Here is an 11775-nt window from a genome sequence, read left to right on the forward strand (position 1 = left end):
GAGAAGCAGCTCATGACGCATGCAGGACGCCTGCCCGAGGGATTCCTGTGGGGCGCCTCCACCGCCGCCCACCAGATCGAGGGCGGCAACACCAACAGCGACTGGTGGGAGTTCGAGCACAGCGGAATCCCGTACGTCAAAGAGCCCAGCGGTGACGCCTGTGACAGCTACCACCGCTGGCGCGAGGACATGGACCTGTTGGCCGAACTCGGCTTCACCGACTACCGGTTCAGCATCGAATGGGCCCGCATCGAACCGGCCCCGGGCGAGTTCTCCCGCGCCGCCATCGCCCACTACCGGCGCATGGTCGAGGGCGCCCGCGAGCGGGGCCTGCGGCCCATGGTGACCCTGCACCACTTCACCGCACCCCGCTGGTTCGCCCAGCGCGGCGGCTGGGCCGCCGCCGGATCGGACGAACTCTTCGCCCGCTACCTCACGGCAGCAGCGCCCATCTTCGCCACGGACGTGGCACACGTGTGCACCATCAACGAGCCCAACATTCTCGCCGTCATGGCCGCCGCGCAGACGGCCCTCGCCTCAGGGCAGCCCGTGGACTTCGCCGAGAACCCGCCGGCCCCGGACGAGGCCACCACCGATGCCCTGATACGTGCGCACGCCCGCGCCGTCGACACGGTCAAGTCCCTTGCCCCACAGGCGAGTACGGGCTGGTCCGTCGCCAACCTGGTGTGCCAGCCCCTGCCCGGGGCCGAGGATGTCGCCGCGGCCTTCCGGCGCTCCCGTGTGGACGTCTTCCTCGAAGCGGCCCGCGGCGACGACTGGCTCGGAGTGCAGGCATACACGCGCACGCTCATCGGCCCGAACGGCCGGCTGCCCGTACCCGAGGGCGCGGAACGCACCCTCATGGGATGGGAGTACTACCCGCAGGCGCTCGGCCATGCCGTGCGGCACAGCGCCTCCGTCAGCGGCGGCACCCCGCTGATCGTCACCGAGAACGGCATCGCGACCGCCGACGACGCCCGCCGGATCGAGTACACCACCGGCGCTCTGGACTCCCTGGCCGCCGCGATGCGGGACGGCATCGACGTCCGCGGCTACTTCCACTGGAGCGCCCTGGACAACTACGAATGGGGCCGCTACGCGCCGACCTTCGGCCTGATCGCCGTCGACCGCGAGACCTTCGTCCGTACGCCCAAACCCTCGGCCGCCTGGCTCGGCGCCATCGGCGGCACCCGTGTGGTGCCCGGCGAGGAGTGAGGGCATTGAGGAGGCGGGGCGGCCCAGGCAAGGCACCCTAAAGGGGCCACTTCAGTCGCTCAGCCCGCCGCGGCCAGCAGCGGTGTACGGCTGAGGGCCGACACGAACTGGTCGAGGACCTGGGGCAGGGCTTCGCCCGCGGCCGGCGCGACGGTCAGGGTGCCGTCCTCGTGGGCGGTGAGGTCCTTGTCGAGGGTGAACCAGCCCTGGACGATGTGGCCGGCGCCCATGGAACTGAGCACCGGGCGCAGGGCGTAGTCGATGGCCAGTACGTGTCGGCGCCCAGGAGCGCTTCGGCGGGGATGGTGCGGACGTCGAGCGGGCTCACCTCGTGGCCCTGGGCGGCGAGGTGCGTATCGAGGTGGCGCAGCAGTTTTCCGGTGCGGGAGGAGGCGGAGGGGCTGCCGGAGAGGGACAGGACGGTGGCCAGGGGCGCCCTTTCGGATGGCGGGGCGCCTCCCGTGGTGTGGGAGGCGCCCCGGGGAGCGGTCAGGAGTACCAGGTCGGTTCGGGCAGCTCACCGCCCAGGACCCAGCGTCCGACTTCGCGGCGCTTGTAGGCGACCGGGTCGTGCAGGGTGTGGGTGCGCACATTGCGCCAGAACCGGTCAAGGCCCTCGGAGCTGGCGGTGGAGCGGGCCCCGGTGACCTCGAAGATGCGGCTGGACACTTCCAGGGCGACGTCGGTGGCGCGTGCCTTGACCGCGGCCACCCGCACCTCGAATTCGCCACGGGACTGCTCGGTGACCGCGTCGGGTTCCTCGTGCAGTCGCTGCCCTTCGGCGGCGACTGTGTCGGCCAGTGCCTCGACCGCCCACAGCTTCGCGGTGAGGTCGCCGTAGATGTCGATGACATACGGCTCGTCGACCGCGTGCTCATGGCCGCCGTGCAGCCAGGGGCGGGTCTTCTCGCGTGTGTAGGTGGCGGCCGTCTGCAGCGCACCGCCCGCGATGCCGAGGTAGAAGCTGACGAACACCAGCTGAATGGTGGGAACGTTGAGGGTGTTGTAGATGCGCGGCTGGAACTTCTTGTCGACGTATCCGGCTGCCGAGGCCCACGGGGTGCGGACGCCATCGAGGGTGACGCCGCCGCTCTCGGTGAGTCGCTGGCCGATGTTGTCCCAGTCGTCGTGGAAGGTCAGGCCGTCGCTGTCGGAGGGCACGATCGCGAAGACGTGCTGGTCGGTGCCTTCGAAGACACCCTCCAGGACGGTGACGTCCGAGACCTTGCTGCCGGTGGAGAAGGACTTTCGACCGGTGAAGACCAGGTCGTCGCCGTCCTCGGTGACGACGACGTCCGCGTCGCGCGGATTGACGGCTCCGCCGAAGAACCAGCGGTTCCTGGCCGCCTCGGCCTCCACGTGCTCCCACTGCTCGCGGGTGCCCACCAGGCGGGCGGCCCAGTTCCACAGGTAGTGGTAGCCGAGGAGCTGGCCGATGGAACCGTCGGCCTTGGACACCTCGCGGACCACCCGGTAGGCAGTCGGCCACTCCTGGCCCGCGCCGCCGTGCTCGGTGGGGCCGAGCAGGGTGACCAGGCCCGAGTCCTTGAGGAGCTGGACCTCGGCGTACGGAGTGGCGCCGGCGTGGTCGCGGGCGGCGGCGTCGGTGGCCAGGACAGTGGCGACCTCGCTGGCGCGGGTGATCCAGTCCTCGGCCGACTGCGGGGCGGGGCGGGTCTGCCAGTCGACGGGCGTGACGGTGCTCATGGTGTGTGACCTCTTTCGCGGTGCGGAGCGGAGCGGTGCGGTGCGGAAGGTGGGCAGTACGGAGGGTGTGCGGGACGATCGGGCGGAACGAGCGCGACGTGAACTAGTCCTCGGAGGACGGGAGTTGGGACTCCAGTTCGCGCACCAGGGGCAGGACCCGTCGGCCGAAGTACTCGACTTCCTCGTGGTAGTGCAAGAAGCCGAGCAGGAGCAGATCGACGCCGAGTTTCTTGTAGGCGACGATCCGCTCGGCGATCTGCTCCGGTGTACCGATGAGCCCGGTGCGGAAGCCGTCGTTGTACTGCACCAGGTCCTCGAAGGAGGAGTCCTGCCACATGCCCTTGCCGTCGGCGGCGGACCGGCCGGCCTGCTTGACGGCGGCACCGAAGCCTTCGACGGCCTCGGTGTCGGCCTTGGCGACGATCTCGCGCAGCGTCTCGCGTGCCTCGGCCTCCGTGTCACGGGCGATGAGGAAGCCGTTGAGGCCGAACTTCGGTGCGCTGCGGCCCGCTTCGGCGGCGGACTTGCGTACGTCGTCGATCTGCTCGGTGACCCCGGCGAAGTCCTTGCCGTTGGAGAAGTACCAGTCGGAGACGCGGCCGGCCATGGCGCGCGCAGCCGTGGAGTTGCCGCCCTGGAAGATCTCCGGATGAGGCCGCTCGGGAGTGTTCAGAGGCTTGGGCTTGAGGGTGAAGTCGCGCAACCGGTAGAAGTCGCCTGCGAGTTCGGTGTGGTCCTCGGTCCAGATCTGGCGGAGCGCGCGGATGAACTCCTCGGTGCGGCGATAGCGCTCGTCGTGCTCGAGCCAGGGCTCGCCCAGGGCAGTGAACTCGCCCTTGAACCAGCCGCTGACGACGTTGACCGCGAACCGGCCCTTGGAGAGGTGGTCCGCCGTGGCACCGAGCTTGGCGAGGACGCCGGGATGCCACAGTCCGGGATGCACCGCGGCGATGACCTTCAAACGCTCGGTGGCCAGCAGCAGGGCGAGGCTGAAGCTGGTGGACTCGTGCTGGTACTCGGCTCCGTAGCTGGCCATGTAACGGACCTGGCTGAGGGCGTAGTCGAAGCCGTTGTTCTCGGCGAGGACGGCGAGTTCCCGGTTGTATTCGTAGCCCCAGTCGGTGCGCTGTTCGATTTTGCTGGTGACCAGGCCGCCGCTGACATTGGGGACCCAATAGGCGAATTTCAGGGGCGCGGGCATGCGGAACTCCTGTCGCGGAATGCGGAATGCTGGGAATTTCAGGCACGCCGAATTCGGCAGGCATGTGCGGCAGCCGGATTCAGGCAGTGCGAGGACGGCACGGCACGGCACGCCGGTCGGTATGACGGGTGCTGGTGCTGGTGCTGGGGGAGAGCGGCGGATCAGCGATTCAGGCCGCGAGTTGGCGATCCAGGCCGCAAGCACGACAGGAAGCACTGGAGACGCGCGCGAGGTCGACATGGAGTCGCCGCGTGAGGTCCAGTTGCTTGTTCATGGATTCGATGCTGGCAGGGCGTCCTGAAAACCGTCAAGGGAAACCAGACCGGTTTCGCATCGTGGACCATTGAATTTCACGAGCCTGTGACAGGGGAACCCTTGCACTGTCCGGATCGGCATCCGCATTCTGCTGGCATGCGGACCGAACAACTGGAATACATTGCCGCGGTGACCCGGCTCGGCTCTCTGCGCCGGGCGGCGGAGGAACTGCGTGTGTCGCAGCCCGCGTTGAGCGAGACCGTCAGGAACCTGGAACGGGAATTGGGAGTCGACCTCCTGGAGCGCAAGCGCTCCGGATCGACGATGAGCACACAGGGCCGGGAACTGCTGCCGCACATCGCAGGCGTGCTGGAGGCGCTGGACCGGCTCCGGGCCGCAGCCGGCGAGCAACACCGGATCAGCCGCATGGTGCGGGTCGGTACGGTGAACGCGGCGACCATTCCCCTTCTCGTGCCGGTGGTGCGGGAGTTCCGCGCGACGCATCCGGTCACACAGGTCGAGGTGGTCGGGACGCAGCAGCCGGAGATTCAACGGGGCCTGTCCGAGGGCGGCTTCGACCTGGGCCTCGTCAACCATCTGGCCGGCGACGACGTGCCCGCGGGCCTGGAGTCGTCCCAACTCCTGCGCGGCAGACCGGTGGTGTGCGTGCACCCCGACAGCCCGCTCGCCGCCCGGCCCGCGATCACGGTGGAGGAGCTGCTCCGTGAACCTCTGGTGGCGATGCGCTCCGGCTATGTCATGCACCGGTTCGTGCACCGGCTCCTGGCAGGCCGGGACCCGGTGTTCTCGTACTCCACCGACGGCGCCGAGATGGGCAAGCTGATGGTGGCCGAGGGGCTCGGTGCGACGGTCCTGCCGGACTTCAGTGTGATCGGCGATCCGCTGGAACGGCTCGGCAGGATCACCTACCGGCCGATCGCGGACGACTCGACGTGCGTCCTTCTCATGCTGCAGCGCCGGAGGGGCGACGCGGTGGCGCAGGCGGCACGTGACTTGCATCAAGGGTTCGTGCGCAGGGCCAGGAAACTGAACGCGATCTCGGGCGTTGTTTCCCCGACGGCATGACGGACGGGTGAGGGGGCGCCCCGTCGATGCCCGTGAGAGTAGTCCCACCGCTTCGCAATCGGCCCGCGGTGGCAGGCCGTCAACGTCCCCGGGGTGACCGGGAGGGCACGCTTTCAGTCGTAGCGCGGTATCAGCGACGACAGCGCGGCCAACCAGGCCCGGTCCGCCGGCTCCTAACGGGCCGGGCCCTCAAGTTGCCGACGCAGCACGGCATTCTCATGCCTCAGTACCAGCAGTTGGGCGTCCTTGGCCGTGCTGCGGTGCAGCAGGCACCCGGCATGGATAGCAACGCCTGGGTGACCTGGTACAGCATCGAGACGATCACCACCGCAGCATCTCAACCACCAGCCTTGGCGTGGCCCGCGACTCCACCGGCAGCGATGACTTACGAGCCCCACAGGCTGCGGCCGGCCGGGCCCCTCAGTTCGGGTCGGCGTTCCCGGTCACTACAGCGACGGCGTGGTGACGGTGCGCGGCGAAGAGTTCGAGCGCCGTTTCGGTGTCGCGGGAGCGGAGCGCGGTCACGAGCCCGTGGTGTTCGCGCGGGATGCAGCCGAGGTACCCGTCGGTGCTGAGGTTGATCCGGGTCAGCAGGAACAGGTGGACCTGGCACCGGATGCCGTCCCAGGCGTCGGCGAGGCGCTGGTGGCCGGCGGCGGCGAAGACGGCGTCGTGGAAGGCGATGTCCAGTCGGACCATCTCGTGGGCGTCCGTGACGTGCTTCATGACCTCGGCCGCCTTGGCGAGGGACGCGAGGTCCTCGTCCGAGGCGCGCGTGATCACTTGGCGGACAGCCAGGTCCTCCAGCGCGCCACGTAGGCTGTCGAGCTCGGCGGCATCCTCGGCGGACACCGTCGTCACTGTCGTCCCGCGATGCCACGCGCAGTGGACCAGCCCCTCGCGTTCCAGTACGCGCAGTGCCTCACGTACGGGACCGCGGCTGACGTCCATCGTGGTGGACAGTTCCACCTCGCGGAGCTGTGCGCCGGGGGCGTAGACCCCATTGAAGATGGCCTCGCGGATCCGGTCCGCGACCTCGTCCGACAGGCCGCGGCGGCGGGCCGGGGACACCTTGCCCTGATCACCCATGTCCGATGCACACCTCCTCAAGCTACGTCCGAATGTTAACATCTTGCTATTGTCTCAATGTTAACATTGAGACAAGTCAACCCTCTGGACCCATTCCCGGAAGGCAGCGTCATGAGCGTTCTCGAGTCCCCGATCCCGCGATTCCACCTGGCTGTGCCGGTCGACGACCTGTCCGCCGCGCGTCGCTTCTACGGCGACGTGCTGGGTCTGGATCAGGGCCGCAGCGCGGACACCTGGGTGGACTGGAATCTGTACGGCCACCAGTTCGTCACCCACCTCGCACCGGAGCGTGCGCAGCGTATACACAACCCGGTCGACGGTCACGATGTCCCGGTGCCGCACTTCGGGGTGATCCTGGCAATTCCTGCCTTCCAGGAGCTCGCCGAGCGGCTGCGCACGGCAGGTACCGAGTTCGTCATCGAGCCCTACGTCCGCTTCGAGGGGCAGAAGGGCGAGCAGCACACGATGTTCCTCCTCGACCCGGCGGGCAACGCTCTGGAGTTCAAGGCGTTCGCCGACGACTCCCAGGTGTTCGCCGCCTGACCGGCAAGCACCGCACCTCCTCCCTACTGACCACTACTCGAAAGCCGGGACGAACTCATGAAGGTGTTCCAGATCGGCGCGGCCGGTGGAGTCGGTCGCCGTCTCACCCAACTCCTCGCCGCGCGCGGCGACTCGGTGACCGGTATGCACCGCATGACCGATCAGGGCGAGACCGTGCGCGAGTCCGGTGGGACGCCGGTGGCCGGCGATCTCATCAACGACTCGGTCGACGACCTCGCGCAGAAGATGCGGGGCCATGACGCGGTGGTCTTCTCGGCCGGCGCGCACGGCACCGGTTCGGACAAGACGACCCTCATCGACGGCAAGGGCCTTCGCAAGGCTGCCGACGCGGCCGTGCTCGCCGGGGCGACGCGGTTCGTTCTGGTCTCGGTTTTCCCCGACGCGCTGCGTGGCGGCGAGGCCGGTGAGGGCTTCGAGCACTACATCAAGGTCAAGAAGAGTGCCGATGTGTACCTGACGTGCACCGATCTCGACTGGCTGATCGTCCGTCCGGGGACCCTGCTGGACACCCCCGGCAGCGGCCGGGTCACGGCCGGCCCGGCCGTCGAGTACGGCGACGTGCACCGCGACGATGTCGCCGCGTTCATCGACGCCGCCCTGCACGAGCCCGCCCTCAGCCGCGTCATCGTCGAGCTGACCTCCGGCGACACCCCCGTGGCCGATGCGGTCGCCCGCCTCGCCGTCTGAGCCCCGCGCCCCGCCCCCACCACCAGAGAAGGCCAACCACCATGACTGCGATCGACTCCTACAGCCACGGCGTCCCGGGCGAGCGCGAGTTCGGCTTCGCCCAGGCCATCAAGGTCGACCACACGATCCACGTCTCGGGCCAGCTCTCCCACGACGACGAGGGCAACTTCCTGTACCCGGGTGACTTCGAGGCCCAGACCGCGCGGGTCTTCGCCAACTTCGAGAAGGTTCTCGCCCACTACGGCGCCACCCGCAATCAGGTCGTCTCCGAGACCCAGTACATCGTCAACCTGCCGAAGTACAACAACGCGATGGCGGCCGCCAACCTGGCCTACTTCGGCGACCACCGCCCCACCAGCAGCACCATCGGCGTCGCCGACCTGTTCTTCCCCGGCCAGCTCATCGAGACCAACTTCGTCATCGACACTCGTCTGCCCGCCTGATGGCACAGGCGGGCAGGAGCTTGGCGGGCGACCGAGATCATCGGGGCGGCAACGGACCTGCCCCGGTGCGGTCGACACCAAGGGAGCCTTCCTCAGCCGACACGCCACCTTCGACCCGGCCGAGGTAGCCACTGCCCAGGCAGCCACCACGGTCCTCGAAGCGGCCTACGCCCAGGCTGCCGCGAGCCTCCACACGATCATCGCCTGACCTCCGACGGCGGCCGACCCGCGCTGTCATCGATCACCGACCACGAGAGAAGCCCCCCACATGACTGCCCTGTTCACCCCCTTCACCCTGCGATCCCTTCAGATACCCAACCGGGTCTGGATGTCCCCGATGTGCATGTACTCCGCCGCCCCCGAAGGCCCGGACACCGGTGCACCGACCGACTTCCACCTCAGCCACCTGGCCTCCCGCGCCGCCGGCGGCGCCGGTCTGGTCATGGCCGAGGCCACCGGCGTACGTCCCGACGGGCGCATCAGCCCCTGGGACCTGGGCCTGTGGAACGACCGCCAGCAGGAGGCGTTCGCCCGTATCACCGAGGCCATCAAGGCGCACGGCGCCGTCCCGGCCATCCAGCTCGCGCATGCAGGCCGCAAGGCGTCCGTCGACAAGCCCTGGCTGTCCGACCGCTACCTGCCCGAGGACGAGAACGGCTGGCAGCCCGTCGCCCCCAGCGCAATCGCGTACGACGGGCTGGCTGTCCCGCACGAGCTGACCGTGGACGAGATCCAGCAGCTCGTAGGTGACTTCGCCGACTCCGCGCGGCGCGCGCTGGCCGCCGGCTTCCAGGTGGCCGAGGTGCACGGCGCCCATGGCTACCTGATCAACTCCTTCCTCTCCCCGGCCTCCAACCACCGCACGGACGCCTACGGCGGCAGCTTCGAGAACCGCATCCGCTTCGCCCTGGAGGTCGTCGATGCCGTGCGCGCCGTGTGGCCCGAGGACCTGCCGGTCTTCTTTCGTACCTCGGCCACAGACTGGTTGACCGAGAACTCCGAGGACGCTCGCGAGGGCTGGACCGGGGACGACACCGTCCGCCTTGCCAAGGAGCTCCAGGCCCGCGGCGTCGACCTGCTGGATGTGTCCACCGGCGGCATGGTCCGCGACGCGAAGATCGCCGCCGGGCCGAACTACCAGGTGCCCTTCGCTGACCAGGCCCGCAACCAGGCCGGCATCCCCACCGCCGCCGTCGGCATCATCACCGAGCCGCAGCAGGCGGAGGGCATCCTCTCCAGCGGGCAGGCCGACGCGGTCTTCCTCGGCCGTGAACTGCTCCGGAACCCCTACTGGGCCCAGCACGCCGCGCTGGCGCTCGGCGCCGAGCCGACCTGGCCGGACCAGTACGCCTACGTCGTCGAGCGTCGCAAGCGCTGACATCCCGCGACCTCATCGCTGCCGGCCGTGCTGCCCCAACAGGACAGCAGCGTGCCGAGCCTTTTCATCGGAAGATCCCCATGAACCACCTCCAGGACAAGGCCGTTGTCATCACCGGCGCCTCCTCCTTGACGCGCTCAAGGGGCATGCCGTGCACGGCCAGCGACGGCACCACAGCGACGCCCAGTCCTCCTGCGACCAGAGCCAGGGCGGCGTTGTAGTCGTAGTAGCTGTGGGCGGTGCGGGCGAGGGGCATGCCGCGGCGTACGTGTTCGGTGGCGCCGTGGGCGGCGGCGTACGTGTCGACACCGAGCCAGGTGAGGTGTTCGAGGTCCGTCAGGGTTGTGGGTGCAGGAGTTCCGGCGGGTGTGACGACCACCCATGGCTCCTCGGGGATCGGCACGTCGCGGGTTCCACGCGCGGACCTGCGGCCGATGGGGGTCTCGGCTTCCACGATCAGGAGGTCCACCGTCCCGGCGCGGAGCTCTTGCTGCGCCTTCTCGCCGTCCATCTCGTGGATCTGTAGTTCCAGGCCCGGGAATTCGGAACGCAATTGCGGTCCAGGACCGGGGTGTCCACCATGGGGGACGTGCAGGCAATCGCGACCTCAGCGGCGACGGCAGCAGGGTGGGTAGGCGCCCTGTCCACGGCTGCCGCCTACCTGTTGGTCTCGCGTCGTGTCATCGAGCCGGACGCCCAGGTGTTTCGGGTGATCAACATGCTCGGTGGCGCTCTCCTGGCCGTCTCCGCTGCCGCCAGTGGGGCATGGCCTTCGGTGACGTCGAACTTTGTCCGGGTCCTCATCGGCGTACAGGCTCTTCTCGGGGCGCGGCGCAGCGTACGAACGGTTGTTGGCCATGTGACGGCATGTCTTTCGCGGCGCCGCGGAGCCGAACGGACGTGGAGCCGGGCCCCCGGTCGCTGAGACGAGCCGTCCCCACCGCCGTCCGCCCCGCTGCGCGGGCTCAGCCGCCGAACACCGCCTCGACGAGCCTCTCCTGAGCCTTCATGAACGGGACCGCCAGGGTCATTTCGGCGTCGTCCACGTAGTTGAGCGCGGCGGTCAGGGTTCTGCTGCCGTCGGCCGTGCTGTACATCAGCGCCGCGTGGCCGCTGTGGCCGCCGTTGTGGAAAAGGAGGGTCTCGCCGTCGGGGCCGGTCTGCTGGATGCGCAGGCCGAGCCCGAAGCCGCTCTCGGGGTGCGGCTTGCTCATCTCGGCGAGGAGCGGGGCGGGCAGCAACTCGCCGCGGGCCAGCGCCGAGACGAAGGTGTGCAGGTCCTGGGTGGTCGAGATCATGTCGCCGCCGGCGTCGACCCAGGACGGGTTCTGGCGGCTGACGTCGACCGTGTGCCGGCGGCCGGCGTCCTCGTACCGGTAGTAGGCGTGGGCGTACGGCTCGGGGATGTCCTGCGAGGTGCCCGGCACCACCGTGCCTGTCAGGCCGAGCGGGTCCAGGATCCGTTCCTGTGTCACCTTGGCGCACGGTCGGCCGGTGACGTTCTCGACCAGCAGCCTGGCCAGCACGTAGTTGGTGTTGGAGTAGCTCCAGCCCGCGCCCGGCTCGAACCGCGGCGGCTTCGACAGCGACAGCCGGGCCAGATCCTGTGGACGGTAGGCGTGGAAGCGTTTGTCCACCCATTCTTTGCCCGCGATGGTCGAGGTGATCCCGGGGACCACGCTCCCGTCCTCGAAGAGCTCGCCGGTGTGGTTGAACACCCCGCTGGTGTGCTGCAGCAGCATGCGCACCGTGATCCGGCGGTCGAGGTCGAACTCGGGGAGGTGGTCGACGGCCGGCGCGTCGAGGTCGACCTTGCCCTCGGCGACCAGTTGCAGCACCAGGGTCGCGGTGAAGGTCTTGGTGTTGCTGCCGATACGTACGTGCCCGTCGGCCGGCGGCTCGGCGTTGCCGTCCAGCTCTGCCGCGCCGGCGGTGGCGACCCACGCGCCCCGTTCGTCGTCCACCCGCAGCTGAATTCCGGTGATGCCGGAATCGACGATCTCCTGGAGGACGCCGCGCAGTTGCGGACGGTCCGGCCCGGCAGCGAAGTCGGTTGCGGTGTGCGGGGACTGGCTCATGGTCGTCTCCTCTGTTCCTCTGCCCGAAGTGGCAGTACGGCGAGCCTGGTCCCTGCCCTAAGGTCAAGGTCA

Annotated in this window: 13 protein-coding genes and 1 pseudogene; 7 read left to right on the plus strand and 7 right to left on the minus strand. The window is 69.0% G+C overall.

Translation table 11 applies throughout. The annotated features are described in order from the left end of the window. Positions 1–12: 12 nt before the first annotated feature. Complete coding sequence (locus OG746_RS21765) at positions 13–1215, plus strand: glycoside hydrolase family 1 protein (RefSeq protein WP_266716986.1); 1203 nt, start codon at positions 13–15, stop codon at positions 1213–1215. A 59-nt stretch (positions 1216–1274) separates the two neighbouring features. Here the strand turns inward: OG746_RS21765 and OG746_RS21770 are convergent. The 4 genes and pseudogenes from OG746_RS21770 to OG746_RS45560 form a co-directional block, all read right to left on the minus strand. Continuing rightward, positions 1275–1645: pseudogene (locus OG746_RS21770) on the minus strand (NADPH-dependent FMN reductase family protein). 59 nt (positions 1646–1704) lie between these two features. After that, on the minus strand, positions 1705–2922 hold the full coding sequence (locus OG746_RS21775) for an acyl-CoA dehydrogenase family protein (RefSeq protein ID WP_266716988.1): 1218 nt from the start codon (positions 2920–2922) through the stop codon (positions 1705–1707). A 103-nt stretch (positions 2923–3025) separates the two neighbouring features. Continuing rightward, positions 3026–4123: a dimethylsulfone monooxygenase SfnG gene (sfnG, locus tag OG746_RS21780; protein ID WP_266716990.1), complete on the minus strand. Its 1098-nt coding sequence runs from the start codon at positions 4121–4123 to the stop codon at positions 3026–3028. Between the two features lie 169 nt (positions 4124–4292). Next, complete coding sequence (locus OG746_RS45560) at positions 4293–4397, minus strand: putative leader peptide (protein ID WP_353962429.1); 105 nt, start codon at positions 4395–4397, stop codon at positions 4293–4295. 137 nt (positions 4398–4534) lie between these two features. On the opposite strand from OG746_RS45560, the gene OG746_RS21785 reads away from it, so the two are divergent. Next, the gene (locus OG746_RS21785) at positions 4535–5464 is read left to right on the plus strand and encodes a LysR family transcriptional regulator (protein WP_266716992.1); all 930 of its coding nucleotides are present in this window, start codon (positions 4535–4537) and stop codon (positions 5462–5464) included. Positions 5465–5884: 420 nt separating this feature from the next. Here OG746_RS21785 and OG746_RS21790 read toward each other — a convergent pair whose 3' ends face one another. Beyond that, positions 5885–6553 (minus strand): GntR family transcriptional regulator, encoded by a 669-nt coding sequence (locus tag OG746_RS21790; RefSeq protein ID WP_266716994.1) that lies wholly within the window; start codon positions 6551–6553, stop codon positions 5885–5887. A 111-nt stretch (positions 6554–6664) separates the two neighbouring features. Here OG746_RS21790 and OG746_RS21795 point away from each other — a divergent pair, with 111 nt between their 5' ends. From OG746_RS21795 to OG746_RS21810, 4 genes are all read left to right on the plus strand, one after another. Next, positions 6665–7096 carry a VOC family protein gene (locus OG746_RS21795; protein WP_266716996.1) on the plus strand — a complete coding sequence of 144 codons (432 nt, stop codon included), beginning with the start codon at positions 6665–6667 and terminating at the stop codon, positions 7094–7096. Between the two features lie 57 nt (positions 7097–7153). Continuing rightward, complete coding sequence (locus OG746_RS21800; protein ID WP_266716998.1) at positions 7154–7804, plus strand: NAD(P)H-binding protein; 651 nt, start codon at positions 7154–7156, stop codon at positions 7802–7804. Between the two features lie 41 nt (positions 7805–7845). After that, the gene (locus OG746_RS21805) at positions 7846–8247 is read left to right on the plus strand and encodes a RidA family protein (protein WP_266716999.1); all 402 of its coding nucleotides are present in this window, start codon (positions 7846–7848) and stop codon (positions 8245–8247) included. 268 nt (positions 8248–8515) lie between these two features. Further along, positions 8516–9625, plus strand: a complete 1110-nt coding sequence (locus tag OG746_RS21810; RefSeq protein WP_266717000.1) for an NADH:flavin oxidoreductase/NADH oxidase — start codon at positions 8516–8518, stop codon at positions 9623–9625. A gap of 64 nt (positions 9626–9689) precedes the next feature. On the opposite strand, the gene OG746_RS21815 is transcribed toward OG746_RS21810, so the two are convergent. Beyond that, a complete protein-coding gene (locus OG746_RS21815; RefSeq protein ID WP_266717001.1) occupies positions 9690–10178 on the minus strand; it encodes a LysR substrate-binding domain-containing protein in 489 nt (162 codons plus the stop codon). A 27-nt stretch (positions 10179–10205) separates the two neighbouring features. Here OG746_RS21815 and OG746_RS45630 point away from each other — a divergent pair, with 27 nt between their 5' ends. Further along, positions 10206–10550, plus strand: a complete 345-nt coding sequence (locus OG746_RS45630) for a CBU_0592 family membrane protein (protein WP_524540439.1) — start codon at positions 10206–10208, stop codon at positions 10548–10550. Positions 10551–10590: 40 nt separating this feature from the next. Here the strand turns inward: OG746_RS45630 and OG746_RS21820 are convergent, their stop codons facing one another. Further along, positions 10591–11703 (minus strand): serine hydrolase domain-containing protein, encoded by a 1113-nt coding sequence (locus tag OG746_RS21820; protein WP_266717003.1) that lies wholly within the window; start codon positions 11701–11703, stop codon positions 10591–10593. Positions 11704–11775: the final 72 nt, after the last annotated feature.

Origin of the sequence: Streptomyces sp. NBC_01016, from assembly GCF_026341035.1 — a bacterium.
Lineage (GTDB): Bacteria > Actinomycetota > Actinomycetes > Streptomycetales > Streptomycetaceae > Streptomyces.